Genomic DNA, 26,237 nt, shown 5'->3' with positions numbered 1-26,237 from the left:
AATGAAGAAACGATTGTTCATATGGGGAGGAGTCAGTTGTCTCGTCCTGCTGGCATCAATAGTCATCAGCATCTCGATGGGGGCGGCACAACTTCCGATCTCACAAGTATGGCTCATCCTGCTCCAGCAGATCCCGGGCTTCTCTGACTGGATTGCCGTAACGTGGCCGGAGTCATCTGAGCAAATTGTCATGAAGGTTCGTTTTCCACGCGTTGTATTGGCTGTCTTGATTGGGGCTTGCTTGTCGCTTGCGGGAGCGGGCTTTCAGGGAGTTTTGCGCAATCCGCTCGCCGATCCGTTTACGATGGGCGTGGCATCAGGTTCTGCTGTCGGAGCGGCCTTTTTAATCCTGTTTGGCTTGCAAATCAGCTTTTTGGGTGCATGGAGCACGCCTGTCGTCGCATTTCTTACAGGACTGCTCAGTCTATGGATCGTACTCGGACTCGCAAACACGCAAGGAAAGCTCCAAACAGAGACCCTGATTTTGTCTGGAGTTGTGGTGCAGGCTTTTCTCGGCTCACTCGTTTCCTTTATGGTTTCGCTATCCGATCAGACGGTCAATGAGATCGTGTTCTGGCTGATGGGCAGCCTGTCATTTCGGGGCTGGGCCTTTACGTACGTCTTGATTCCGTACTTGGTCATCGGTGGAATGGTGCTGGTGAGCTATGCGCGTTCCTTGAACCTTTTTGCATTGGGCGAGCGGCAGGCTGCGCATCTCGGCGTCCATGTGGATCGAACAAAGATGGTGGTTCTGGTCGTCTCGACTCTTCTGACGGCAGCAGCGGTTTCTATCGCGGGAATTATCGGGTTCGTTGGCCTGGTGGTACCGCACCTCGTCCGTATGCTGGTTGGTCCTGACCACCGTATTTTGCTGCCGATGGCTGCGATCTGCGGTGGCATCTATGTGCTGTGGGCCGACACTCTCGCCAGAATGCTGCTAAGTCCCACAGAAATCCCGCTCGGTGTCGTGACAGCATTTCTGGGAGCACCGTTTTTCGCTTATTTATTGAAGCAAAATAAACGCTTTAGGAAGAGGTAACGTAAGCTTATGATCAATGTGCGCAGCTTGCAGAAATCGTATCAGGATACGCCAGTTTTGCACGGAATCGATTTTTGCGTGGACAAGGGAGAATTTTTTGGCATCATCGGGCCCAATGGAAGCGGTAAATCCACCTTGCTGAAAATGATTTCAGGAGTCATCAAGGCGGATGCCGGAGACATTTTGCTTCAGGAGAAAAAGCTTCTTTCCTATCCACGCAAAGAGCTTGCCAAAATACTGGCTGTTTTGGAGCAAGAGGGTCTGCCGCCAGTCGGCTTTCGTGTCCGAGAGGTGTTGGAGATGGGACGCTTTCCTTACCAAAATTGGCTGGGCGAAGAAAAGCAGGATGTCGCATCGCTCATTGATGAAATCGTACAGCTGCTGGGTCTTGAACATTTGGAAGAGCGCACACTGGATCAGTTGAGCGGTGGGGAAAAGCAGCGCGTGGCTTTGGGGAAGGCATTGATCCAGCGACCACAGGTGCTATTGCTGGATGAACCCACGACTTACCTCGATATCGGGTATCAGATTCAACTGATGGACATCGTGCGAAAATGGCAAAAGACGACGCGGGTGACGGTCATTGCTGTGCTGCACGATTTGAATCTGGCCTCCTTATACTGCGATCGTATCCTAATGCTGCATAAAGGAAAGCAGATAAGCGTTGGCACACCAAAAGACATCTTGCAAAGTGACAGAATAGAGGCTGTATACGGAACCAGACCGATTGTCATGGAGCATCCTGTTCATCATTTGCCGCAAATTATTTTGCAATCGCAAGTGTAAGGAGACAGAAGCATGATTGTACTGATTACAGGTGGAGCACGCAGCGGAAAAAGCACGTTTGCCGAAAAATACGCAGCTCATTTGGGCTCCTCGGGTGTTTACATCGCGACTGCACAAATCACTGATGAGGAAATGGAAGAGCGGATCTTGTACCATCGCGACCGCCGTTTGCAATCCAACTTTCCTTGGCAAACGATTGAGGAGCCGTACGCATTGACAGAATGGCTTGCAAAGTTGGGAGCACAAAAGGACATACAAGAACAGCAGACGGTGATTTTGGTTGATTGCTTGATCCTTTGGCTGTCCAATTGGCTGTTGTATAAAGGAGAGGAACAGCCATTTGAGAAAGTGCTCCAGCAGGTTGATGTGCTGGTAAACCAGCTAAAAGACTACCCCGGTACCGTTTTGCTGGTGACAAATGAAGTAGGCGACGGGCTCGTCCCGCAACATCCGTTGGGCCGTATGTTTCGTGACTTGGCAGGGTTGATGAATCAACGTGTGGCAACTGTTGCCGATCAAGTTTTTCTTGTCACAGCAGGGATTCCGGTGGAACTAAAAGGACAAGCTTTCCAATTTTAGCTCGGTGAAAAGACGGTTTCGAGTCGTCTTTTCACCTTTTTTGTGATATAATACAAGAAAAGCCATGGAAGGGATCAGGATACCATGCGTCCCCATAGGACGATCTGGAAACGTTTTGACCTCTCCTACATCTAGCTTCGTAGTAGTCGCTCGTCACTGAAGACGACCAATCTACTACGAAAGCGGGGCCCTTTGTATGAGTAGCGACTTATACTTGCGATGTTCCTCGGTAGTCGGTTGGTCGTCTGTGCCTAAACCGACAAAAATGCGAGGAAACCATGATGAGGAGAGCGCTGCAGTTATCTAAGCGTTATAGTATGATTTTGTTTGGAGCTTGTTTACTTGCTTTTGCGTATTATCACATTAACTTTCAGAACCATCTGTCTGAAGGTGGGTTTGTTGGCTTAGGGTTACTGGCGAAATACGCCTTTGACTTGTCGCCAGCGATGGTGATGCTTTTGCTGGATATTCCACTGTTTTTGGTTGCCTGGTTAGTAAGAGGCCGCCAGTTCATTTGGGACACCATTTTTGCATCACTTGCTTTTACCGTGTTTTACGATTTGTTTGAACGATTTTCACCGATTGTCATGGATATGAGCAGAATGATGCCGCTGGCGTCTGTCTTGGCCGGTGTTTTGACCGGGTTGGGTACCGGATTGGTTCTGCGCTATGGAGCTGCGACAGGTGGAGACGATATTTTCTCCCTGTTGATCAGTAAGTACACGGGATTGTCCATTGGTACGGTCTTTCTTTTACTGGACGTTATTGTGCTTTGCATGTCGTTCTGGTTCGTACCGATGAAAGAGATGATGTATACCATTTTGGCCGTTGTCATTTCCAGCCAAGTCATCACCTGGACCGTCAATCATGGTGCAGGAGTGGAGGTCATGGAAGAGGAACACGGGCATGGAAGTGTCTCGATGACCCACCGGTAATGAGTAGATATTCAGTTGAAAAACATGCCTATACAAAAGCAAGCAAAAGGCCAAGTCGGTTTTCATGTCGACTTGGCCTTTTGAACGTTTATGACCGTTTTTGTACATAATATCCTGCTTTCCTAGTGGATACTAACCAACACAGATACTCTCGAAGGAAAGGACCTGCCATGAGCGATCCGTTTTTTAGCAACTACAAAGCATTCGTCGTCATACCAGCGGATGAGAAGCAAATGGGACCGGAGCCTTTTAACCCGAAGGATTACGCCAGCCATTTCATCCTGACCTTTTCATTGTACGATGCGGTTATTTCCTCTTGGAGGGAAGCGACAAAGTATAAAGTGCAAGCAAAAAAGGGTCTGTTAAATGTGATCGATGGTTTCAATGCCAAACGCCGTGGTACAGCCCGTCTGCATTTGCTGGAAATGGAAGAAGACCAGGCGTATTTCGTCCTGGCCTTGTCGTTGAAAATTCAAAAAGACAATGAGAAAGCGGTCATGGAGACGATCACCAATCTGCTGGACAAGGATTTTGCAACCGACTTGTTGATCGGAGAGACCTGGTATCAGATCATTGGCCCCAAAGGGAAATTCGAGCGGAAGCTGTTCTCCTACAGCGTCCAGCCTTACGATTATCGACCGAAGTAATCCGCTAGAGCTTCCGTAATCGCCTGCGCAGCTTTGTCTTGATAGGACGACGTACGGACGATTCCTTCATCCTTTGGATTCGATAAGAACCCAAGCTCAATTAAGACGGATGGATCATCGTTTTCGCGCAGAACGTGATAGTTGCCGAATGAAATGCCATTGCTTCTTAAACCGATGCCACCTGCCAAGCGAGACTCAATCGCTCGAGCTAATGGCTCATCTTTGCCTTGCGAATAATAAAACGTGAGGGTACCGCTATTTGGCTTCACAGAAGAGTTGTAGTGAATGCTAATGAAGGCATCCGCTCCCTTTGATTCACTAAAAGCGACACGCTGCGCTAGCGAAGGCTTTTCTGTGTCACTTGTCCTCGTCATGAAGACTTGCGCTCCCCGTTGTCGCAGTTTACTGGCGAGCAGCATGGACGTTTTGTAATTCAACGTTTTTTCCATGCTATTCCACTTCGTTCCCTGTGTCCCGACATCGGAACCACCATGTCCCGGGTCGATGACGATGACTTTTCCTTTTAAGCCTGGCGATTTGGTGCTTTTGGACACCGGGGCGTTGGCTTTGGCATCGCCAATATATGTCGCAGACACCCAGCCTGTCTGTCCATTGGAAGTTCTCGCCTGGATCCAGTCTCCTTGCTTTTTCAAAATATCTACACGGGTTCCTCTGGGCAACGAAAGGACAATCTCATGGCTCGTGCTTGGCCCTTTGCGCATTCGAAGCGAATCGGCCAAAACCGTGCCTTGCTGGCTTTTGGTAGTCGCCGTATTGGCTGGTGAAGAAGCTGACCTCGCACTCGTTACTGCTCCTTTTTGCAAGTAATACCCCGCTACCCAGCCTACCTTTTGATTATATTTAATTTTTGCCCAACCATATGCTTCATCCGTAATGGTCACGACGGCTCCTTGCGGCACGGTAGCGACAACGGAAGCATTGAGGGCTGGTTCACTGCGAACGTTCAGAGAGGTTGCGACCACCTTTGCCTGGATGACACTTGCTGCTTGCGCCGGCTCCGTAAGAAACGGCCACGACAGACTAAGCCATAGCCCACATATGAGAGACGCTTTTTTACATGTTGTTTTCATCATTTCTACCTCTGACTTGGATTAGCTACTATCTCACCTGAATTATCATAAGGGAAATGCAGGAAATCGAATAGGGTATGATTTCCTGATTTTTTGGGACAATCAATGTGGAGTTTCGGTATATCTTGCCAAGGCGTTCGTTGCCGACTCTGCCATTCGCTTTTTGAGTTGATCGTTTTCTACTACTTTTACACGCAGGCCGAGAAAACGAATGCGCGATAAAATAAACTCCTGCTCGTCAGATAGAAAGTGCAGGGTGATTGTATACACCTGTGATTCTGGGTCAAAAGCGACCGCTTTGTCAAAGCAGGAAAAGGCGTACAATATGCGCTGGAGCTCAGTGTTGTAACGAGGGATGATCACGATTTTTGCCATCTGCTTGCGCTGTTGGATCTGTTCCGAGATAGTCGGCAAAAAACTGTCATACCATCCATCTTCTATGTAAAGCTCATCGACGGAGCGAATGAGATGCAGCGGAGTCGTGATCAGTCGATTGGAAGACATGTTCAACCAGATCAGGTACCAGGCCTTCTTGGCAAGTGAATATTCCAGCTTGTAGGGAACCCCACGTTGATTGCGAAAAACCGGGCCTTTGTTCGTGGCTGCGGTTATTTTTATGTGATTCTTGCTGAGAATGATTCGCCGCAGGGTACGCACGAGTGGGCTCCAGAGCTGCTTGGCCTGAGTTTGCGCTTTTTCCACGAACCGTTCTTGTTCGGTCCATTTATTATCAGGCAGATGTGTCAAATGGTGAAGCTTTTCGAGTGTAGCGGGCTCGAAAATTTCTTCCGCAGATGGATTCTCCAGCATCAGGGCGAGCCACGCTTTTTCGTGTGAGGTTATCGGATAAACACCCGCTTCATCCAGCCGTGTCACCAGTTGGTAATTATGTATCTTATCAAACAGATTCATAGTAGGCGAGCAGCTCCTCCCATTCTTTTTGGAATTGCTTGCGAAGAAACAGCGGTTCAAGAACTTCGACGCTTGAACCGAAGCTGCGAATCCACGGTGTAATTTCCATCGTGCTGTTCACGTTTATCTCGTACACAAAGCTCTCCCGTGATTCTTCTGTCACAATCCCCCATTGCCCCTGTGCCTCCACTCGCTCTTGGATAAAGGAATGAGGCGTGTCGCGAGGCTGAAAAAAGCGCAGGCGTACGGTTACGAGTTTTCCTGTATCAATTAGCCAACTGTTGGCAATACGCTCATCCGCACTAGCTTGCAAGGAAGAGAAGATTTCCGGCGTAACGGATTTGCCTGTTACGAGCTTGGTCATACCTTCCACGCGGTATTTGCGCAGCGGACCATTGCCGCATCCTTGGGCCAACAAGTACCATCTGCCGTATTGATGATCAAAAATAACCCGGAGTGGAATGACTTTTTGATGTCGCCCGGATGTGTCTCGTTGGAAAGCCGGATTCGTATTTTGGGAATCGTAAAACTTCCGGCGTTTGGGTGTGTAGTAGTGAAATTCAACGATTTTTCGCTGACGAATGGCTTCCGTGAGAAGCAAAGCTTGATATTCATCGAGAACACGTGAGACAAAATGATATTTGTACAAAAACGTAGATGCATCGGTTAGCTTCAAGCGATGTTTGAGATAACGCTTCACTTTTTCTTGCAGAAGATAACCAGGGACGGCCGGAAGTTGTGTATTGGCCATGAAGTCGATGAAATCATACAGATCCAACAACTCGTCGTCCGTCAGCGAGTCCAGTAGCTCACCGTCGAATTGATAGATGTAGGGCCTGACCTCACTCACATTTTTTATCACGCCAATTTCTTCGAGGTATTTCATGTCCTGACGAATCGTTTTTTCATCGGGCTCTGTATCCACAAACGTATCCAGCAAATCTTTAATGGAAAGAGGCTGTTGCTTGAGCTTTTCCAAGATGTGCGACAGTCGTTCTACTTCCGAATCCTTCAATGATTTCGCATGGTACAAAAACATCAAGAAATTGTCCGTCACCTCAAAATAGTTGTAACGAAGCTGTGCATAATACTCTTTTTTCTCCTCATCCCCGACATGCTGATAAAAGGTCGATTGGATGTCCTTCAGCTTTTTTAGCGTTTTATCAAGCGTATGTACGGAAATCCCGAGCCGCTCGGCTAACTGTTGCCGATTGTAGGCACCAGCGGTCAAAAACAGGAGACGGAGCAATTGCAGCTCTTTGTCAAAGCTTTCGCGTGCCATTACATTCATCCTTATTCATTCGTCATTTATTTCCAAATTAGTCCTCATATTACGAAGAGGCTGAAGAGAAGTCAATGAGAAAAAGAGATTCGTAATACTTTTACCATGTTCAAACCAGATGCGCGGATGGAAAATAAGGGTATGAAAAACAGCGCACGCTGTGAGAGACAGGAGAATTGGATAATGAAAACAATTTTGCATGGAAACAACCATCGTGAAGTGAAGCTGGAGCATGGAGATGTGCACGTTTTTGCGAATGACGAAGTCTTTTCGAGCTTCGGTGAACGCGTATATCAAATGGCAGACAATAATTTGCGGATTCCGCGAAATGTTTATTTTTCGTATACCCCCGATGCGCATGTAGGCGTTGGGACCTGCATTGGGACGACAGCCGTTTGGAATCTTGCCGATGGATTTGTCTCGCCTTCCATCGTCGGATCAGACATTGGATGTGGAATGCGTGTACATCTGACTCCGTTGCATCGAGATGACCTCAAAGACAAGAGCCTAAAACGTGCATTGATCGAAGCGATCGAAGCGTACGTCCCGACAAACGAGCGGGGTCATACGCATTTTACGGATATTCGCTTGGAGGAAGTGGTGAAGCATGGTTTAAAAGGGCTGCCGAGCAACTATATTCCGGATACAGAAGCAGCACCCGACACTTTAAGCCGTTCTTTCTCGCATGTGGAAAAGTACACATTTGAATTCGACCATTCCTTCCTGGAGCAAATACCGCAAAAATCTTGGAGTCGTGCGTGGGGCCAGTTGGGGACATTGGGGGGCGGTAACCACTTTATTGAAATCCAGCATATCGAGATCGCGGAGGAGAACAGGGAGATTGCCAAAGCGTGGGGACTGTTCGACGGCCAGGTCGTCATCATGATTCATTCCGGTTCGCGTGCGTGGGGGGCTATGCTCGGGCGGGATTATACCAAAAGCTTCAAGGAAGCCATGTACAAATGGGGGATTCATAATCCTGAGCCGAGCCTGGTATATGCTCCGATCCAAAGCGAGGAAGGGCAACAGTATTTGAATTTGATGTACTCCGCGCTGAACTTTGCAGTAACGAATCGGCATATGATCGGATTTTCAGTAGAGCAGGCGTTTCGGGATGTTTTTGGTAGTGAGATGCGTACACCTGTCCTGTATGATCTGATGCATAATTACGCCTTGAAAGAATTCCATCGCAACACACCGATGCTCGTCCACCGCAAAGGAGCGACGAAGGCGTTGCCAGCAGGCCATTTCCAAAATCCGAAGGCTTATCGCGAAACCGGACATCCAGCTTTGATCCCCGGTTCTATGGGAACATCGTCCTATATCATGGTTGGATCGGAGGCCGGTGCGAAAAACTTTTATTCGATCTGTCATGGTGCTGGGCGTGTTCGTTCCCGCAAAGCAACCAAGGAGCTCGTGACCATCGATCAATTTGAGCAGGCAATGCGCGTGGGACAGGAAGACGAGATCATGGTGAATCACCGTTCGCTTGCTTCCATCCTTGATGAATGCCCGCAAGCCTATAAAGATGTGGATCAAATCATCGATTCGGTTGTGGGAGCAAATCTTGCATCTGTCGTAGCAAAATGTAACCCTCTTATTGCCATAAAAGGAGTATAATGAAGAGTGGCTTCCTGAAAATTTTGAGGGAGCCACCTTTTGCAATTTAACTTACACTAAATTACAGAAGTTAAATTGTGAACAAATTGCTGAGAAGTTTCAAAAAATAGGTTCGAATGTAACATAAATTGCATCGCTTCCTCAACCGATACCAAAAGAGAGACAAAATAGGGGAGATAGGGGAACAGATATGCCTACATACTATTACTTCACCTGCCTAAAATGCCGAACCCGGGGGGGAGTTTTCGGCGAACAGGCCTGGGGCTGGGGAAACTTTGACATGATCGAGTCCTTCAAATACCTGGCTCACCACATCCGTACATGCGGAGAAGATTCGATTCGCGTGATTTCTGAGGATGTAGATGATTATGTAGATCAGCTACACGGAGAGTACAACACCTTCCTTGAGCAAACGAAGCATATATTTCCGCATTCCAAAGATTGGGAGTTCCTTGATCGATGGAAAACACTAAAGGTAGAAGAAATGAAGCTAAAATGGGTCGAGGAAAACCGAATCATGCATCCAGATGATCGGATGAAAATATGCGGAGTCCTTGATGCCGTGGATATCTTGAAAGAAGGGGCGGGAAGAGTCTCCTTCAGTGCCAGCGTGACGGATGAGGATGGGAAAGTGTGGAAAATTGTAGCTAACATGCACGAATTACCCATCTTACAGCAAGCGTATATCATTATTGGCGTCATGCAAGAGCATTCTATATTAGGAGAAGTCATCGAGGTATACAAGATGATTCCACGATTCGCTGTTCAAGAGGAAAGGGGTAACGATCATGATTCTGGAGACAATCGGGCAATTACTAATTAAAGTGCGCGAGGAAAATCCACTCGTTCATAACATAACGAACGTAGTTGTCACGAACTTTACAGCGAACGGTTTGTTAGCTCTTGGTGCGTCACCTGTCATGGCGTACGCCAAACAAGAGGTGGCAGACATGGCAAGGATAGCCGGAGCTCTTGTATTGAATATAGGGACGTTGAATGAGCATGAGATCGAAGCGATGTTGATCGCAGGAAAATCCGCGAACCAGCATGGCGTGCCTGTTTTGTTTGATCCGGTGGGAGCGGGAGCAACATCGTATCGAACCGAGACAAGTCAACGTCTTGCGCAGGAACTCAACCTAGCCTTCATTAGAGGAAATGCTGCCGAGATTGCCAATGTCGTAGGTGAGCGCTGGGAGATTAAAGGTGTAGATGCGAAGGAAGCAGGCGGAGATGTCGAGAACCTAGCGAGAGCAGCAGCGAAAAAGCTAGGAACAATCGTAGCGATTACGGGCAAGGTCGACGTGATTTCGGACGGAGAAACGACTTATTCGATCCATAATGGTCATCCCATCTTAACGAAGGTGACCGGAACAGGCTGTTTGTTAACGTCTGTTATGGGAGCGTTTGCAGCCATTGCAAATGACAAGCTGATCGGAGGAGCTGCGGCATTGGTATGCTACGGTGTTGCTGCTCAGTTGGCAGCCGAGAAAGCAGCAGTAGTAGGGCCAGGAAGTTTCCAAATCGAATTTTTGAATGCCTTGTATAACTTGACCACAGACGATGTTCGCCGTTTTGGATATATCGAAAAAAGGGAATAAAAATTCCCCTTTAAAAAAGGGGAGGAAAATGACCGTAGAACGATTAAGCTAGATATGTTAGACAGTAGCTGTAATTTCGCAGTGAATAAGACAGCAGCTTCTTCTGGTGCTCTGAAAGTGCTAGGAATATAAATTCAACGTGATCATCATCGTATGGACGGACATAAAAACGGGAAATACCATGACAAATAATTTCTCTCTTTAACGTCAGCGCCACACTGGCGTCTGTTCGTATGTGCAATTCCACGCTGTGTACCCTCCTTGGACATTCAATAGAGTACCAAAAAAATACAAGGAAAAACAAGGGAATTATGTCTGATTCATGTCCAAGTTGTTACCGTTTTTTGGATGAAAACTGACAAGGAGAACGATTCAGAAAAAACTAGCGTGGATTGCTGGGAAAGCACCCTGTTCGAGAGAAAAAATTCGAGATGAGTCCGGCCATTCTCCCTTTTTCCGTTGAGGTATTTACTTTATTTCGAAGGCACCGTACGAGCTCCTGATCACAGTGACAAGAAAAATAGCCGTGCTTTTGATAGCAATAATCATGCCTCTTGCAGCATCTGTCGACATCATCAATCGGCGCAGCCGGCCCGGAGCATCCAGGCCCGCACCAGTTTCCGTACAAACAGGGGAAGCCTACTGAACGGCGCTTTCTTTTTGACAACTGACATCACTCCGTCTTGTAAAGGAATACTACTTGTATCATATTGAACCGGAAGTGAAGTTGCTTTAGGCAATCTCCCTTTTTTCGTAAACTTTCAAAATATCACTTGAAATCATGTTGTGAATATGATAGATTAATTCTTGCCGAAGCGAACGCTTGCAGGCTCGATGGATGGATGTCCGAGCGGCCGAAGGAGCACGATTGGAAATCGTGTAGGCGGTGTCGAACCGTCTCGTGGGTTCAAATCCCACTCCATCCGCCATGATACTTGGCCCGTTGGTGAAGCGGTTTAACACAGCAGCCTTTCACGCTGTCATACAGGGGTTCGAATCCCCTACGGGTCACCTAGCAAAACGCCCCCAATGAAATAGCGGGGGATTGTGGAGGCTTAGCTCAGCTGGGAGAGCATCTGCCTTACAAGCAGAGGGTCGGCGGTTCGATCCCGTCAGCCTCCACCATTTTTATATGCGGTCGTGGCGGAATTGGCAGACGCGCTAGATTCAGGTTCTAGTGGTGGCAACACCGTGGAGGTTCAAGTCCTCTCGACCGCACCAAGCAAACCCTATATATGGCGGTCGTGGCGAAGGGGTTAACGCACCGGATTGTGGCTCCGGCACTCGTGGGTTCAAGTCCCATCGATCGCCCCATCTATTTATGTTCAAAATGTAAAATGAAATAGCCCAGCGGTGGCTCCTGTAAAGGAACTGTCGCTGGGCTTTCTTTGTATTTGTTTACGAGTGATCGACAGGCTGATAAAAGTGAAGGCGATTGCCAAAAGGATCGGTCACGCTCACTTCACGCGTTTCCCACGGCGTCTCCTCTAAATCAGGACAAGCGTACTTGTATCCTTGACGCAACAGGGACTGATGGAAAAGCTCAATGTTTTCCACCTGTACGCGAATCGCTGAGCCAGGACAAGCATCTCCGTGATGCTCGGATAGATGAATCGTGCACGATGGAGAGGAAATTTGCATGTATAAAGGAAAATGATCCTCGTAACGATGCTCCCAATCAATCTGAAATCCTAGAAAATCCACATAAAACTCTCTTGCCTTCTCAACGTCAAACATGCGAAAAATTGGCGTTATAGTCTGAGTCATTTGCCTAGAAACCTCCGGATTGTATTGAGGGAGGCGAGGTGCATCCCTTCGTGAAAAATCGTTCGTACTAGCACTTGCGCAATCGTATGCATGCCGGATTCTGTTGCGGGAAACTCTTCGTCTAATCGATCCTTGTAAGCAGCCTGTATCTTCTGAGGTTGTTCTTGTAATAAGGAAACGAGCGTTTCGAGATTCGGCGGCGGTGTTTTCCAGTCAGCAGGCTTGGTCCCGAAGTTAAACCATTCCTTGAAGCCAGGGGGGAGCGGGATCGTTTCTTTTGTAAGGTGCGCGCATAAATACTGATCGAGATAAATGTGCCCCAGATTCCACAAGATATTGTTGGAGAAACCATCAGGAATGATGTTCGCATCTTCATTTGTCAAACCATCGATTGCTTTTAACGTCTCCTGTCGATAATCCTCTAGTTGCTGGAATAACACCGAATGCCGCTTTTCCATACCTTTCCCCCTTTGAGTGGCAGTCTTCGCAAATAAATTCGAGGCAGAGAATCTACCTTCCTTCTATATGAAGGGGGTGTACCAAAAAAAGCGTGCAGAACAGCTCGTCTGCACGCTTTTTGTATGCGGTTTATAGAAAACGGCGCTACATTCTTTCCTGCTCGAGGGTGTGAGAAGGGGAGAATAGTTTCCGCCACTTTACTTGCGGTACACAAATGGCAGCCAGGATCATGAATACGCCACCCCATTGAGGGAGAGAGACAGTCTCTTGAAGCACGAAGCTCGACAAGAGCACGACTGTGGGCAGCTCGACTGCACTTAAAATGGTAGCCAGTCCATTGCCGATCCGCGGCACACCGACAGCCAAACAGAAGATCGGGATGACCGAACCGAAGATCGCAACCAAAAGACCGAGCGGCAGTAAACCTTGCAGAAGCTGACCATTTACCAAGAAAGTCGGCGGATAAACGATCGAGAGCATCAGGGCTGCCATACTAATCGAAATCGCGCTTCGCAAGTATGGATCCATTCCAGGGAGAATTCGCCCGCTGAAGAAAATAACCAGGGCAAAGGTCGCGCCAGACATCAGACCGAAGATCAAACCAACCATGTCTACGCTCTGAATACCGCTTTCGCCTAGTCCGCTTGCAAGAACAGTCCCTGCTCCAAGCATAACCAGAGACACCCATTTTTCAGCGGTCGGCCATTTTCGATCTACAATCGCCTCTAGCAAGACACCGATCCAGGTAAACTGAAAGAGGAGAACAATTGCGAGTGAAGCAGAAACCCGGCTAACAGCCTGATGGTAAAAAAGACTGGTTGAGGCCATCATCAGGCTGGCTGGTGCCAAAAGCAACAAATACGTAAACGAAAAGCGCTGCTTCGAGAAAAGGATGGCCATGACCGTCATAATCAAGCCGCCAAAAATCAATTGACTCCCACTCATTTCAAATGGCGTAAAGCCGAGGTGAAAGGCATGCTTCATGAAGATCGAGAGGACACCGTAGCTGCACGCACCGAGTAAAACTAAAAAGATAGATCGCCAGTATGTCATAAGTAAAAGTTCCTTTCGTATGACTAAACTCGGAAGAATAATGACTATTGTACTACAGGTATAAAAGTGGTACAATAAAATTTTTGTGCATGCTTTACTATGCTACTGAGGTAACTAGCTAGCTACGTGCATTGGTAATATGGTAACGGATGAAAGTGTAAAGAACGCGCTATTCTACGTGAGAATACATAGCTGTTTTTTCGTATTTCCGTTACACTATTTCATAGATAATAAGTTCAAAAGTTGTCTATAGAGAAAGAGAAGGCGAAACACATGGAGGAGCTAGGATGAGACAGGGGATTATTTATGCAATTGTGGCGTATTTGGCTTGGGGTTTACTCCCGCTCTATTGGAAGCTGTTTCAGGCAATGGGGGCATGGGAGATACTCGCTCATCGAATCGTCTGGTCGATTATTTTTGTTGCAATCATTATCCAGGTAACGAAACGCTGGCGCAGTATGTGGAGAGCGGTTACTGGTTTTAAAATGCTCGGAGCATTAGCGATATGTTCACTGCTAATCAGCGCAAACTGGCTCATTTTTATCTGGGCAGTGAATAACGATCAAGTCATGCAAACGAGTCTTGGTTACTACATGAATCCTCTCATCACCGTACTGCTTGGAGTCCTTTTCTTAAAAGAAAAAATGCATGCTGGGCAATGGCTCGCGCTTATGCTCGCGGCTTTCGGAGTCATGTTCATCACCTTCGAGTACGGTGAGATTCCATGGGTCTCTCTATCACTTGCTCTGACCTTTGCTTTTTACAGCTTGGCGAAGAAGCTCGTCCGAATGGAGGCGATGATCGGACTGGCATGGGAGACGCTGTTTGTGGCCCCTATTGCTTTCGGTTATCTGTTGATGCTACAGGTCAATGGGACGGAGACGATGACTTCCTTAGCGTGGTGGCAACTTTTATTGCTGACGCTTGCGGGGGTAGCTACTGCCATGCCGCTCTACTGGTTCGCCCAAGCAACGACTAGGCTCCCACTTTCCGTTGTGGGCTTCATCCAATACTTGGCACCTACGATATCGCTCTTATCAGCTGTATTTTTATTCGGTGAGCCTTTCACCCAAACACATCTCATTAGCTTTGGACTCATCTGGTCTGCGCTTATTGTATTTACGGTGTCTTCCGTACGCATGAAACGAAGAGCTGCCCCAATCAATCCCGAGGTCGCTATCAAAAAACAAGCGTAATCATAAGAAAACTCCTGACCCGCCGAGAAAGACTCGGATTTGGTCAGGAGTTTTTGTTTACTTAGAAGTAATTAGCAAATCGCTTCGCCGTGCTTTTTCATGCGGTACGCACCGTGATTAGTAGGTCCCACATATTTATTGAGTGCAAACGAGTGGCGAATCGCTTCGGTAATAAATTCTTTGGCAACAGCTACTGCGTTGTGCACAGAGCTTCCTTTTGCCAATTCCGCACAGATTGCAGCGGAGAACGTGCAGCCGGCACCATGAGTAAAGCTCGTCTCAAAGCGCTCTGATTCCATTACCTCAATCGTTTTCCCGTCATAGAAAACATCTACGGCATTTCCGCTTTGAAGCTTGCTGCCACCTTTTACAACGACATAAGAGGTGCCGAAGTCGTGGATGCGCTTCGCCGCTTCCTTCATGTCATCGACACTTTTCAATGCGCCCATTTGGCTGAGAATACCTGCTTCGAACAGGTTAGGAGTAGCAACTGTCGCGTGCGGGAGCAAGACTTCACGCAGGCTGACTGCAATTTCTGGATGGAGTGCTTCATCTGCACCCTTACAGATCATCACAGGGTCCACGACAACATTTTTCAAATCGTATTCTTTTATTTTACGGGTAGCGAGGTCAACCAGTTCAGTGGTTCCGAGCATCCCTGTTTTTACAGCATCTACGCCAATTCCTGCGAGTACGGTTTCGATTTGTTTTTCCAGAATCGCAACATCGATCGGAAACACTTCGTGGAACCATTCGTTATGTGGATCTTGGGCTACGATAACGGTGAGGGCGGTCATCCCGAAAACACCAAGCTCCTGAAACGTTTTGAGGTCTGCTTGCTGACCAGCTCCGCCGCTGGTGTCGGAACCTGCAATGGTGAGTGCTTTCTTCATGGTCATTGTGATTATCTCCCTTTGTATACCGCTGCACAATCGAAGCGGATCTGTACTGTCATGCACTGTAATGCCTCTCTCTATATTAAAGAGGAAGAAATCGGTGCTGTCAATAATATCCCCAAAATATAAAAACCGCCTCCCGTAGCGGGCAAGCGGTTTATGTATGTGTGCATTTATGCTTGAGAAGCAGCGTGGTGAAAAGAGAAGCTGATGGTAGTGGACATGGACTTGGAACGCTTGGTTGCAAGCTGTTTGGCTTGCTTTGCTGCCTCAAACATACTGGGTGCCTTGATGATTTCAACCCATCTGCGTGTTGCTGTTTCAAATAAAAAGCGATAGATAGTCATCTTCTTCGACCCTCCATGGTTTGTTGACATCTACATTGTAATACGTAGCCGGCTGCAAAAGGTTACATAGCTGTTACATATTTTTGAAGAAAGTATGGTTGTTTACGTAAATCGTAAAATGTTTCCGAAAGAAGCGTTACGTTTTGCGAAATGTTACGTCTTTAGTATGTGATGTTTACGAAAGTTTCCATTTTGAAAGAACGAATGAGGTGCGACAAACGATGGTCAATTCAACAGGAGAGCTGACGGTGACAGGGGTCAATCACAGCTACGGAACGGGAAAAATCAAAGTGCCCGTGCTGTATGATATCAACCTTCATATCAACAAGGGAGAATTCGTGGCCCTGTGTGGCTCATCGGGTTCTGGCAAATCTACGCTCTTGAATTTGCTTGCAGGTTTGACCAAGCCGGAGGAAGGGAGTGTCATGGTTAGCGGAGCAGAGATTTCCAGCTACAGCGAAAACGAACTATGCCTGTTTCGCCGTAAAAATATGGGTTTTATCTTTCAGTCATACAATCTGCTTCCGAATCTGACAGCGTTGGAAAACGTAGAGCTTCCACTGATTTTTGCAGGCGAAAGCAAGAAAAAACGTCGGGAGAAAGCAACAGAAATCTTACACCGCGTGGGGCTGGAAGGTCGTATCGACCACAGACCCAATGAGCTTAGTGGTGGACAGCAGCAGCGTGTCAGTATTGCCAGAGCACTCGTCAATCAGCCTGGCATTATCTTGGCGGATGAGCCGACGGGGAACCTGGATTCGAAGACAGAACAAGAGATTCTCCTATTAATGAGAGAAATGAACAAGGAAAATGGGACTACGTTCATCATCGTTACCCATGAACAGGAAGTAGCGGAACAGTCCGACCGCGTCATTTATCTCCAGGACGGACGGGTTGTACAAAAAAGGACAAGACCAGCGTAGGCGAGGGTATGAGGTGAACAAACAGTGAAGGTAATGGATTCTTTTCGCATTGTCTGGAGGAATCTGTGGCGAATGAAGCTGCGGACAGCCCTCACATCGGTTGGTGTCATGATCGGGACGGCTGCAATCGTCGCAATGATGGCGCTTAGTTTAGGGCTTAAGGAAAGTGCGGTAAAAAGCTTGGAGAACTTCGGGAACTTGACAGAGATGGACGTCGAGCCATTGCGTTGGTACGAGGAAAATGGTGAATGGATCGATGTTCCAGAGGATAAGGTCAAGAAGCTGAATATGCAAGCGGTGCAGGAATTAAAAAAGATTCCTGGCATTCAGGCGGTTATGCCGATAAAAGAATTACGAGAGCAAGCGAAGCTTAAGGTAGGTAGACGAGAAGGCTACGTTCAGCTTATTGGGGTGGATGTGAATGAGTCGGCAGCCTATCGCAAAAATGACATTGAAAAAGGAACCTATCTGACAGGGGCGCCACAAGAGATAGTGGTCGCTTTCGATGTATCCAGAGAATTGCGCGACGTAGAAAAGGAAAAGCGCGAGGAACGGCGAAGAAAGGCCGGAGCTGGACGGCATGAAATGTCTCAGATGCCACCTCCTGATATAGGGGGCGGAGAAGCACTGACCTTCAATCTCGTAGACAGAGCAGGGACTCTCATCTTGTCGCGCGAATATCGCATCGACGATGAACCAAAATACGAGAAAAAAGAATTGCGTGTAAAGGTTGTCGGTCAATTAAAGAAATCGGAAGAACGTAACTCGTCAGCCGCGGTTTATGTACCGATTAATGTAGTGAAAGAGCTAAATGAGTGGGTCACGCGCAGTCGAGGTGACGAAGTCGAAGAGGGAGCATCTCGCCGTTCACGCGATAAAGCCAAAAAGGAAACCTTTGAATTTGACAGAATTACTGTCAAGGTAGAATCTCGTGAAAAGGTCGAGGGTGTAGTCAAAGCGTTGAAGGAAAAGGGCTTTGAAGTATGGTCGCCTGCACGTGAGCTGGAAACCATCAATAACTTCTTCTTCGTGATTCAGATGGTCCTCGGAGGAATTGCTGCAATCTCCTTGCTCGTCGCAACCATTGGAATCGTCAATACGATGATCATGTCGATTTTAGAGCGAACCAAAGAGATTGGTATCATGAAAGTAATCGGGGCCACTGTGTTGAATATTCGTTGGCTGTTCTTAATGGAGTCAGGCTTTATTGGCTTAATTGGTGGACTGGCTGGTCTCGGAATGGCGTGGGGAGCGGTTGAGCTCGTGAATTACTTTGGAGCGTCTGGCGGTCTCTTGGATAGTCTCAACATGGGCTACGGCGGCGGTGGTGATCCAGAGGCTGAGCCAACAAAATTGGCAGTGATTCCGGGTTGGCTGGCACTCTTTGCGATTGGCTTCTCCTTTATTATTGGGGTGTTGGCGGGAATCTTCCCGGCGATCCGCGCGTCTCGTTTAAGTGCGCTGCAAGCGATTCGATCTGAATAAGTGATGAAATGTGAGGAACGTAAGATGAACAAGAAAAAATGGATCATTATCGCCACGGTCGTGGCCGTTCTTGGAGGAGGCAGCTATTACGGCTACTCATACTTCAAGGGCGAAGAGGTTACAGAAGAAAAGCCGGAAGAAAAACCGAACTTCCCGACAGCGGTCGTGGAACGAGGTGACGTCAAGAAGACAATCAACTCAGCAGGTACAGTGGAAGCGAAGGCCCGTGAGGAAGTCAAGCCAGAGCTCAGCGGCAAGGTGCAACGTGTGCTAGTGAAAGAAGGGCAGTCCGTAAAAAAAGGCGATGTTTTGTTCACGATAGACAGCTCGGATGCACAACTGGAAATTCAAAAGCTGGAGCTGGACATTTTAAAGGCGAAAAAAGAGCTAAATGAAATTAAGCAAAAGAAAGACAAGATCACGGCTACAAAAGAAGGAAAAGTGGTTGAGGTCCTTGTAGAAGAAGGACAAGATGTAAGACCGGAACAGGTGGTAGTCAAGCTGGCTAATACCGACTATTTGAAAATTATTGGGCAATTTACCTCCTATGAGTCTGAACGATTCAGTGTAGGACAAAAAGTGAAGGTATTCATTCCGACTTCCATGTATTTTGTGGATGGTGTTGTCACAGAAGTGGATAGAATAGGTGAAAAAGTAGAAGGTGCTGGCGGAATTCACAATGTCGAGGTATTGGTCAAGAAGCCTGGGGCCATTTACGTCGGAGACAAGGGTGAGGTACAGTACACGGATGATAAGGGCCTCTTATACGTAAGCCGAAATCAGAAAGAATTCCAGCTGCCGGATGAAATAGAAATCTTGGCTGGTACGTACGGGAAAATCGGCAAGATCGACGTCAAAAAGGACGATGTAGTCAAAGTAGGGCAACAACTGTTCAAGATGGATATGGAAGCGTCCGGTATGGAGCTGATGGAAAAAGAACTGGCGCTAAAAAGTTCCTTATTGAACATGGAGCAGAAAAAGCGTGAAATTGCGAAGAACCAAGTAACGGCGCCAATTAGCGGTGTAATCACCAAGCTGGGCGTAAAAGAAGGCGAAGCGCCAGGATCAGAGCCTGCAGCCATTATTATGGACACGTCTTCTGTTTACTTTATGGCAGCCGTTGGAGAGCTTGATATCCCCGCGATTAAAATCGGACAAAATGTCGATGTTTATGTGTATGCATTCGGTACCGAGCCGTTTAAAGGCAAAGTCGTAGAGCTCCCGAAAGAAGGGAAAAAAGAAGACAAGGAAGTTCGTTTCGCGGTAAAAGTGGAATTGCTAGACAAGGCTGATTTTAAGCATGGAATGACGGGAGACAACGATATTATCGTCGCCCAAGCACAGAATGTCCTGCGCTTGCCAAGCAATGCAGTTGAAATTCTGGGACCAGGTCAGGGAACGGTAATGGTGAAAGATCCGAGCACCGGAGATCCAATGCCGAAAGACGTAGAAATCGGGATTGAAGGATATGATTTTATTGAAATCAAAGGCGGCTTGAATGAGGGAGAAGAGGTTCTGGTGACCAACTCCGAAGGCATGTAAAAGCCAATTGAATTCGTGTTTATGCGACAGCCCCGTTGCCACTGGCCATTAGACCTAAGCAAACGGGGCTGTTTTTTACACGCATTCCCTTTTCAACGGCTTGAACGCAATTGTAACGCTACGGACATTAGCGACGTCAAACTATGTAAAGGATGGGAAATTGTACAGTCATTTTCCTTTGCAAATTGATCAGCAACAGGGGCCATGGAGAGCTGTGCCACTGCAATAGGTTGGTCTGGAAACGTTTGGCGGAGCTGATACAGGGCGTCTTTTATGGCTTCTCTGTAAGCTTCTTGCTTGTTTTCCATGAGCAGGGCAAAAGCATTTTCGACGAGAGACACTTGTATCTCTGGATGAAGGTTCTGAGAATGGGCGTGTTTCACGAGACGCTCCATCGTAGGTTGAACAGTAGCGGGATTGGAGAACAGCAGAACTTGTAGCTCAGTATGCCGTGCAAGCTCATGAAAAAAAGGTCCATCGATTGTGAAGAGTGGAACAGTGGCAGTTGCTTCATCTTCTGGTGTTACCAGTGCGGCATACTGCGTGCATGTGATCACGATTGCATCGACCCCGCAGTTTCGCATCCAGTTTAGTTGCTCACGTAATTTGGCATGCGATTGTTCCTTGGTATGGACAGAGGTTCCTTCATTCTGCAGGAGTAAACCTGGATCAACAAAATGAATGAGCTCTACGTCAAAGGCTGCGAACGCATCTGATAAGAGGGAAATATTCGAATAATGTCCATGGAGACAGCCAATACGGGTCATTGTGCAGTTCCCCCATGTAGAGTATCCTTCTCTGATTTCTTATGGGCAATGAGGCGAATACGCTTGTAATCGAGCACCCAGTGTCCCTCTTGAAACAGAGCAGGACGCAGTAAGTCAGTGACTTCGCTACATACTTGCTGAATTTCATTTGAGGACAGTCCCGCGAAAAAAGGACTGCAAAAAGAATTCAGCCAATGTGACAGCCCCAGGTCTCCATCAGCCATGACTGTCGGGCGATCAAAATGGGAGGCAAGTACGACGTGGAATCCTTGCTTTTCCAAAAGAGTCGTGTACTCTCCTATGCTGGGAAAATACCAAGGCGAGCGCTCGTCGGCAGATATTCCTCTTCGTGCTAAAACAGTCCGTAATGCCTTGGTGATTTGTCCGCAATTTCCCTGCCCTCCAAATTCAGCGACAAAGCGTCCACCGGGAGCTAGAGCCAACCAAATGGTTTCAATGACTTCAGCAGGACGTTTCATCCAGTGGAGTGCGGCATTAGAAAAGACAGCGTCGTAGCTGACATCTGTACGATACGTATGTGCATCGGCTACTTCAAAGGCAAACTGCGGATATTTTTGACGAGCAGCCTCAATCATGGCGGCAGAAAAGTCGATTCCTGTCACATTAACTCCTGCAAGAGATAGTTGAGCACACAGGTCACCTGTTCCACAGCCTAAGTCAAGAATGTTTTCTCCAGAAGCCGGCTGTAGCCAGTCCACTAAACCTTTGCCGTATTCAGAAACGAAATTCATTTTGGCGTCGTATAGCCCGGCATTCCATTGATTGGTTTGAACCATCCGAATCCCTCCCTTTCATCCATTTTTACCAACTGGGGGGGATATAAGTCAAATCTATATAAATTATAAACTGAATAGTTTTTAACTATACCGATGGCGCAAAAAGCTCTGTGATTGTAAAGGATATTTCGCTGTTTTTGTCGAATGATCACAGTTGAAAAATTGAAAGGAAGAAATAGGAGGACAATTCGTGAAAAAATGGGTTGTAAAAGCACTTCTAGTGTGTTTGGCAACGGGCACCTTTTTGTCAGGTGTGTCAGTACTGCCAGCCATGGGGGCCGGGGCAACAGCATCCATGAAAAAAAACAGCCAAGTATCTAAGTCACTCCGGCAGCAGCCTGTTCACGATATGGTTATCTTTAACGATTATCAGGTTGCAGGATTGGATTCAAATGGTTGGAACTGGGTGAAGAATGATGAGTTTATTCTTCCTCCCGAGACACCACTTGATATTGACGTGATACAGACCACTTATGGAACTGGCACTAACCTCAATCGGAAGCAAGTTTTATTGGATGGCGTAGAGTTATCGGAGTATCAAGCCGAAACTACCTCCCCACAGACCTCTTTCAAATGGCAAGTGCCTCGGTTTACCATTCCAGCACAAAAGCTATCTGCCGGCTCGCATACCTTGACCTTTATTGTGACGGATGCCAAAGGGAAGAGCAGCACGTTGCATGTGCGATTTCTGGTAGAGGCCCAAAATTACCCGAGCATATTTAATGGGGAAAAGGCTGAGGGAGAACCAGTACCAAGCGGCGGACAAACGGCGATTTTTGGAATGATGGGTTCACACGACTTTACTAGTTCTGTACCGGGCACTTGGAAATTAACAAATAAGTCCACGAATACAGAAATGAGGTCTGTTCAAGAAACCATATTTTCGACGGGGACATTGTTGACGGGGCAGTACGAGCTCCTCTTTGTTCCTGATGATACTACCATGTCACCTTGGATGACGATGATTCAAGTAGGCGTTGCAGAGCTGTACATGGGGACAGATGCAAGTGGTCAAAAGCTCACGCAAGATCAGAAAATAACAGCTCCAGCAGCACCAGGGAAGGTTCCATTGTATTCGCCAATCCCAGGAAGATGGTCGGTGAACGGAACCGGACAAACCTTGACAGACGCGCAGCACTTTGAGGTGGACATTCCTGAGAGACTGGCCGGAATCACAATCGCTGTTACCTTTGAGCCTGTTTCGGGGCAAAAAGAGACATCGTCTATGTGGGGCGATACTTCGGCGACAACGGTTCAAATACAAATACCAGGTGCACCTAATGCCTGCGGCCCTGCTAATGGAAATGTCACGATGGATGTGTTGATGCAGCAGAACGAACAATCAACACCGACGGTAGAAAAGATGAACCTGTATTCCTCTGATAATACAATCAAGCTGTATCAGAATCCTGTTCATGTGATCTGGCTGGCAACTGCTGCCGAACACATCAAATATGGAAGTGAAGCGGATGATGATGAAGGGCCGGGTGTATGGGCGATCGATAATGTCATTGCCGACGAGAGCAAATTGAGCTGGGATCACACGGCATTGCTGTTGTCCGGTTACAAACCAGGTCGCTACAAAGTCAACTACTATAGCAAAAGAGACCCGTCGCAGGTATGGTGCGGCTACGTTCAAGTGATAGAAGATTCGCCTCCAATCAAGTCGTATCCGTCATGTGAGCCGGATGATACAGGTGTAACTCCGCCAAGTTCGCCACTTCTTCTTCGAAGCGAGAGCGGAAAGGAATACCGGGACGGACAAAAGATTACCGTGAATGCAGGCGATAATCTCGAAGAATGGGAAGACTTAAGACTGATCGCTACTCATGCTGAGCTTGTCGGCTCCAAAAAGATCAGGGATAAGAGCGAAAAGAAGTCCTACTATATGCCGAAATTTGAATGGAAACATGGAGAAATTGGTATTGGTGCCAATCGGAAGCACAGTAACGGTACCATTTCCTCAGAAAATCGGATCGAGATCTTTTTCGGGGAAGAAGAAATCGCCAGCATCAAGCCAAGCAAAGGTGATGGCGACGATGGTGAGGGACTTGAATCACTGAATTTGAAAAGGTATATCGATACGGATAAGCCTGGGGAATACAAGATCAAGGTAACGAATACGCTCACCAATAAAACCTGCACAGTTATCAACTCCAAAAGAAAGCACACCAAGAAAACCGATGAAAATGAGCGTAATGAAACATTGACGATGACAATTGAAGTAAAGTAGGTAGGAAGACCCCCTTGCAATTTGGCATGGGGGTTTTCGACTACAAGGGGAGGAAGTCCTGTGACAAATGAGCAGAAGGCAATCCTAGAAAAGTTCGGCTTTCGGATCGAAGGAGAGCAAGTGAAACATTTGAAGCTGGGGATCGTAAGACATAAAAGAGAGTTCGTCTGTCACGCCACGTCAGAAGAGTTGCGGGACTATATCAAGTCCGTCTTGCGCAACCAATGTCAGTGGAAGCGAGGAGAATCTGAGTGAGCAGCCAGGGAGGTTATTGGTGTTGAAGGAGTCTAGGGAGACATTGGTTACGGCATTACACGAAGTGGAGGCTTGGGAGAAGGACCAGAACGACTTGTGGTTCTGGGAAAAGCTTGGCAGACTTCCTTTTGTTTTGTTGGATCGGATTACGCCTGCATTCGTTCAGGAGAAGCTGGGAAAAGCCGTAGATGAAATGGCAGCCTTTCTTGAAACAGGTGGAACTTATTTGGTGCAGGATGAACCGATATACAAGCGGTTTGGCAAACGATTAGAGGGACAGGGCACTTCTGTTATTGGCAAGGAGGAGATAGCCGCTGTTCCGCTTACGATCATGAATGAAGTCGCCATGGAGTTGAAGGATTCACGTGCGAATTTTGCCACGGTACAAGGTGCGACGACTGGCTTCGGGGGGATATTTACCCTTGCGATCGATATCCCGTTATTGATGGGGACATCCCTAAAAGTTTTACAAGAGATGGCGCTTGCCTATGGCTATCGACCGGAAGAGAAGAAGGAGCGGCTGTTTGTCGTCAAATGCCTGCAGTTTGCTTCATCGGACATCGTAGGGAAAAAAGCGATACTCGCTGAGCTCTCCCGCTTTGATGACCCAACTGCCCAGAGAGAGGTAATGGCGCAATTGCAGGGATGGCGTGAAGTCGTGGTAACGTACACAGAAAACTTTGGGTGGAAAAAGTTATTTCAAATGGTGCCCATTGCGGGTATTTTGTTCGGGGCGTATTTGAATCGCTCAACCGTACAGGATGTCGCCGAAGCGGGGATGATGCTGTACCGCAAACGGCGCATCCTGGAGCGGCTGCGCGATAGCGAAAAGAGTGGGGAGATTACAAAGACCACTCTTCAGCAGTAAGAGCGTAGATAAGATGGTCCTCCCATACGCCGTTAATTTGCAAATAGCGTAACGAAAGGCCTTCCTGGCGAAAACGGTTTTTTTCCAAGACACGAATGGAAGCTTGGTTGCGAGGCATTACAGCCGCTTGTACCCTGTGTAGCCCAGCATCCGTGAAAGCAAAGCGAAGGGCAAGATTTACGGCTAATGTCGTATAGCCTTTGCCATTGCACGCCTGATCCATGAAGTAACCAATCGTTGCATTTTGCCATGCGCCGCGTGCGACATTTGACAACGCAATACGTCCAATCATCTTTCCGGATTCCCGGGAGAATACGCCGAAAGCATAGGCCGTGCCACGTTCAAAATCATTCTGCGCTTGTGAAATCTGTTCTTGCTGTACTGGGAGGGTCAGAAATGAAGCGGGGCGGATCGGTTCAAATGGTTGGAGAAAGTCATGATTGCGCAGCCGAAGCTCTAGGAGCTCGGCTGCGTCTTGTTGGTGGAGAGGCCGTAAGAGAATCTCGTCCGTATGTAGTGTCATGAGATCAATCCTCCTGAAAAAGTTGGATTGATAGTATAGCATGTGCCAGACTATTTGGGAAACACCGATTATCCGAGCAATTCAGCAAACGATACCCCAAATGCTTTGCAAGTTTCCACTTCTTTTGCAGTAGGAGAAAGCTCGATTTTCAATCCTTCCATTGGTGTTTCTGCTCCCCGTTCGCTCGCCTTTTTCAGCAAAATATCAACTGCTGCACCGACATGCTCATAAGCGGAGTCGCAAGAGCCAAAAGCAACAACCTTTTTCCCGCTAAGGTCAATATCGTCCATTTCCTCATAAAAATCCATGCATTCATCTGGGAGTTCGCCGTCGCCCCATGTGTAGGCGCCAAGCAAGATTCCGTCGTAAGCCTCGAGTTCTTTTGCGTTTGCATCCATCACTTCTTTTATCTCCAGCTCAGCACCAGTGGAACGAATACCTTCTGCAATTGCTTCAGCAATTTCCTGTGTATTCCCTGTCATGCTCGCGTAAACCATCAAAATGCTCATAAAACGTAAACCCTCCAATTGGATAATGAGTATCATTCTCAATAAATAAAATAATGAAAATGAGAATCGTTGTCAATAACTTTTTTCTTATTGCCACGTTTCATTGATTTTGGTAGAGTTAAATAAAA

At 47.4% G+C, this 26,237-nt stretch carries 27 protein-coding genes and 5 tRNA genes; 20 read left to right on the top strand and 12 right to left on the bottom strand.

Going from position 1 to position 26,237, the window contains the following annotated elements; translation table 11 throughout:
* Position 1: 1 nt before the first annotated feature.
* The 5 genes from FO446_RS19100 to FO446_RS19080 all read left to right on the top strand — a co-directional run bounded on the left by FO446_RS19100 (position 2) and on the right by FO446_RS19080 (position 3,986).
* Complete coding sequence (locus FO446_RS19100; RefSeq protein WP_173608278.1) at positions 2-1,039, top strand: FecCD family ABC transporter permease; 1,038 nt, start codon at positions 2-4, stop codon at positions 1,037-1,039.
* 9 nt (positions 1,040-1,048) lie between these two features.
* A complete protein-coding gene (locus tag FO446_RS19095) occupies positions 1,049-1,825 on the top strand; it encodes an ABC transporter ATP-binding protein (protein WP_221869068.1) in 777 nt (258 codons plus the stop codon).
* A gap of 12 nt (positions 1,826-1,837) precedes the next feature.
* Complete coding sequence (cobU, locus tag FO446_RS19090) at positions 1,838-2,404, top strand: bifunctional adenosylcobinamide kinase/adenosylcobinamide-phosphate guanylyltransferase (RefSeq protein WP_173608276.1); 567 nt, start codon at positions 1,838-1,840, stop codon at positions 2,402-2,404.
* A 278-nt stretch (positions 2,405-2,682) separates the two neighbouring features.
* Positions 2,683-3,339: a YitT family protein gene (locus tag FO446_RS19085; RefSeq protein WP_015892187.1), complete on the top strand. Its 657-nt coding sequence runs from the start codon at positions 2,683-2,685 to the stop codon at positions 3,337-3,339.
* 170 nt (positions 3,340-3,509) lie between these two features.
* Positions 3,510-3,986 (top strand): hypothetical protein, encoded by a 477-nt coding sequence (locus FO446_RS19080; RefSeq protein ID WP_173608274.1) that lies wholly within the window; start codon positions 3,510-3,512, stop codon positions 3,984-3,986.
* Here FO446_RS19080 and FO446_RS19075 read toward each other — a convergent pair.
* The 3 genes from FO446_RS19075 to FO446_RS19065 all read right to left on the bottom strand — a co-directional run bounded on the left by FO446_RS19075 (position 3,971) and on the right by FO446_RS19065 (position 7,271).
* Positions 3,971-5,077, bottom strand: a complete 1,107-nt coding sequence (locus FO446_RS19075; protein WP_237901075.1) for an N-acetylmuramoyl-L-alanine amidase family protein — start codon at positions 5,075-5,077, stop codon at positions 3,971-3,973. The genes FO446_RS19080 and FO446_RS19075 overlap by 16 nt on opposite strands.
* Positions 5,078-5,179: 102 nt before the next feature.
* Positions 5,180-5,989: a WYL domain-containing protein gene (locus FO446_RS19070; RefSeq protein WP_237898782.1), complete on the bottom strand. Its 810-nt coding sequence runs from the start codon at positions 5,987-5,989 to the stop codon at positions 5,180-5,182.
* Entirely contained in the window at positions 5,976-7,271 is a 1,296-nt protein-coding gene (locus tag FO446_RS19065; RefSeq protein WP_237898780.1) for a helix-turn-helix transcriptional regulator, read from the bottom strand. The genes FO446_RS19070 and FO446_RS19065 overlap by 14 nt, the downstream gene beginning before the upstream one ends.
* 183 nt (positions 7,272-7,454) lie before the next feature.
* Between FO446_RS19065 and FO446_RS19060 the strand changes: the two genes are divergently transcribed.
* The 8 genes from FO446_RS19060 (at position 7,455) to FO446_RS19020 (ending at position 11,803) form a co-directional block, all read left to right on the top strand.
* Positions 7,455-8,891 (top strand): RtcB family protein, encoded by a 1,437-nt coding sequence (locus tag FO446_RS19060; RefSeq protein ID WP_173608271.1) that lies wholly within the window; start codon positions 7,455-7,457, stop codon positions 8,889-8,891.
* 280 nt (positions 8,892-9,171) lie between these two features.
* Positions 9,172-9,714 (top strand): hypothetical protein, encoded by a 543-nt coding sequence (locus FO446_RS19055; protein WP_232773746.1) that lies wholly within the window; start codon positions 9,172-9,174, stop codon positions 9,712-9,714.
* Complete coding sequence (gene thiM, locus FO446_RS19050) at positions 9,680-10,489, top strand: hydroxyethylthiazole kinase (protein ID WP_173608269.1); 810 nt, start codon at positions 9,680-9,682, stop codon at positions 10,487-10,489. The genes FO446_RS19055 and thiM overlap by 35 nt, the downstream gene beginning before the upstream one ends.
* 836 nt (positions 10,490-11,325) lie before the next feature.
* Positions 11,326-11,418, top strand: a tRNA-Ser gene (locus tag FO446_RS19040).
* Positions 11,419-11,426: 8 nt separating this feature from the next.
* Positions 11,427-11,500: transfer RNA gene (locus FO446_RS19035), tRNA-Glu, on the top strand.
* A gap of 38 nt (positions 11,501-11,538) precedes the next feature.
* Positions 11,539-11,614, top strand: a tRNA-Val gene (locus FO446_RS19030).
* A 9-nt stretch (positions 11,615-11,623) separates the two neighbouring features.
* A tRNA-Leu gene (locus tag FO446_RS19025) sits at positions 11,624-11,710 on the top strand.
* A gap of 17 nt (positions 11,711-11,727) precedes the next feature.
* Positions 11,728-11,803, top strand: a tRNA-His gene (locus FO446_RS19020).
* A gap of 84 nt (positions 11,804-11,887) precedes the next feature.
* On the opposite strand, the gene FO446_RS19015 is transcribed toward FO446_RS19020, so the two are convergent.
* The 3 genes from FO446_RS19015 to FO446_RS19005 all read right to left on the bottom strand — a co-directional run bounded on the left by FO446_RS19015 (position 11,888) and on the right by FO446_RS19005 (position 13,768).
* Entirely contained in the window at positions 11,888-12,256 is a 369-nt protein-coding gene (locus FO446_RS19015) for a glyoxalase superfamily protein (protein WP_173608268.1), read from the bottom strand.
* Entirely contained in the window at positions 12,253-12,714 is a 462-nt protein-coding gene (locus FO446_RS19010) for a DinB family protein (protein ID WP_237898778.1), read from the bottom strand. Before FO446_RS19010 ends, FO446_RS19015 begins: the two co-directional genes overlap by 4 nt.
* Positions 12,715-12,859: 145 nt before the next feature.
* Positions 12,860-13,768 (bottom strand): EamA family transporter, encoded by a 909-nt coding sequence (locus FO446_RS19005; protein ID WP_173608266.1) that lies wholly within the window; start codon positions 13,766-13,768, stop codon positions 12,860-12,862.
* 287 nt (positions 13,769-14,055) lie between these two features.
* Between FO446_RS19005 and rarD the strand changes: the two genes are divergently transcribed.
* Entirely contained in the window at positions 14,056-14,964 is a 909-nt protein-coding gene (gene rarD, locus FO446_RS19000; RefSeq protein ID WP_237898777.1) for an EamA family transporter RarD, read from the top strand.
* 71 nt (positions 14,965-15,035) lie between these two features.
* Here rarD and pdxK read toward each other — a convergent pair whose 3' ends face one another.
* Both pdxK and FO446_RS18990 read right to left on the bottom strand, forming a co-directional pair.
* Positions 15,036-15,863 (bottom strand): pyridoxine/pyridoxal/pyridoxamine kinase, encoded by an 828-nt coding sequence (pdxK, locus tag FO446_RS18995; RefSeq protein WP_237898773.1) that lies wholly within the window; start codon positions 15,861-15,863, stop codon positions 15,036-15,038.
* Between the two features lie 170 nt (positions 15,864-16,033).
* Positions 16,034-16,207, bottom strand: a complete 174-nt coding sequence (locus FO446_RS18990; protein WP_007723176.1) for a hypothetical protein — start codon at positions 16,205-16,207, stop codon at positions 16,034-16,036.
* 221 nt (positions 16,208-16,428) lie between these two features.
* Between FO446_RS18990 and FO446_RS18985 the strand changes: the two genes are divergently transcribed.
* The 3 genes from FO446_RS18985 to FO446_RS18975 are packed head-to-tail and all read left to right on the top strand — an operon-like array spanning position 16,429 to position 20,157.
* On the top strand, positions 16,429-17,130 hold the full coding sequence (locus FO446_RS18985) for an ABC transporter ATP-binding protein (RefSeq protein WP_173608263.1): 702 nt from the start codon (positions 16,429-16,431) through the stop codon (positions 17,128-17,130).
* A gap of 24 nt (positions 17,131-17,154) precedes the next feature.
* A complete protein-coding gene (locus tag FO446_RS18980; RefSeq protein ID WP_173608262.1) occupies positions 17,155-18,615 on the top strand; it encodes an ABC transporter permease in 1,461 nt (486 codons plus the stop codon).
* Positions 18,616-18,639: 24 nt separating this feature from the next.
* Entirely contained in the window at positions 18,640-20,157 is a 1,518-nt protein-coding gene (locus FO446_RS18975; protein ID WP_173608261.1) for an efflux RND transporter periplasmic adaptor subunit, read from the top strand.
* Positions 20,158-20,249: 92 nt separating this feature from the next.
* Here the strand turns inward: FO446_RS18975 and FO446_RS18970 are convergent, their stop codons facing one another.
* Complete coding sequence (locus tag FO446_RS18970) at positions 20,250-20,924, bottom strand: type 1 periplasmic-binding domain-containing protein (protein ID WP_173608260.1); 675 nt, start codon at positions 20,922-20,924, stop codon at positions 20,250-20,252.
* Complete coding sequence (locus FO446_RS18965) at positions 20,921-21,721, bottom strand: class I SAM-dependent methyltransferase (protein WP_173608259.1); 801 nt, start codon at positions 21,719-21,721, stop codon at positions 20,921-20,923. Before FO446_RS18965 ends, FO446_RS18970 begins: the two co-directional genes overlap by 4 nt.
* Before the next feature lie 190 nt (positions 21,722-21,911).
* On the opposite strand from FO446_RS18965, the gene FO446_RS18960 reads away from it, so the two are divergent.
* The 3 genes from FO446_RS18960 to FO446_RS18950 are packed head-to-tail and all read left to right on the top strand — an operon-like array spanning position 21,912 to position 25,077.
* The gene (locus FO446_RS18960; protein WP_237898765.1) at positions 21,912-23,954 is read left to right on the top strand and encodes a hypothetical protein; all 2,043 of its coding nucleotides are present in this window, start codon (positions 21,912-21,914) and stop codon (positions 23,952-23,954) included.
* 60 nt (positions 23,955-24,014) lie between these two features.
* A complete protein-coding gene (locus FO446_RS18955; protein ID WP_229088093.1) occupies positions 24,015-24,209 on the top strand; it encodes a hypothetical protein in 195 nt (64 codons plus the stop codon).
* Positions 24,210-24,231: 22 nt separating this feature from the next.
* A complete protein-coding gene (locus FO446_RS18950) occupies positions 24,232-25,077 on the top strand; it encodes an EcsC family protein (RefSeq protein WP_173608256.1) in 846 nt (281 codons plus the stop codon).
* Here FO446_RS18950 and FO446_RS18945 read toward each other — a convergent pair.
* Complete coding sequence (locus FO446_RS18945; protein ID WP_173608255.1) at positions 25,052-25,600, bottom strand: GNAT family N-acetyltransferase; 549 nt, start codon at positions 25,598-25,600, stop codon at positions 25,052-25,054. The genes FO446_RS18950 and FO446_RS18945 overlap by 26 nt on opposite strands.
* Before the next feature lie 68 nt (positions 25,601-25,668).
* Complete coding sequence (locus tag FO446_RS18940; RefSeq protein ID WP_173608254.1) at positions 25,669-26,109, bottom strand: flavodoxin; 441 nt, start codon at positions 26,107-26,109, stop codon at positions 25,669-25,671.
* Between the last annotated feature and the right edge of the window lie 128 nt (positions 26,110-26,237).

It is taken from the genome of Brevibacillus brevis, from assembly GCF_022026395.1.
Lineage (GTDB): Bacteria > Bacillota > Bacilli > Brevibacillales > Brevibacillaceae > Brevibacillus.
Note: the sequence above shows the minus strand (reverse complement) of the source record. Positions and strands in the feature narration are given on the sequence as shown.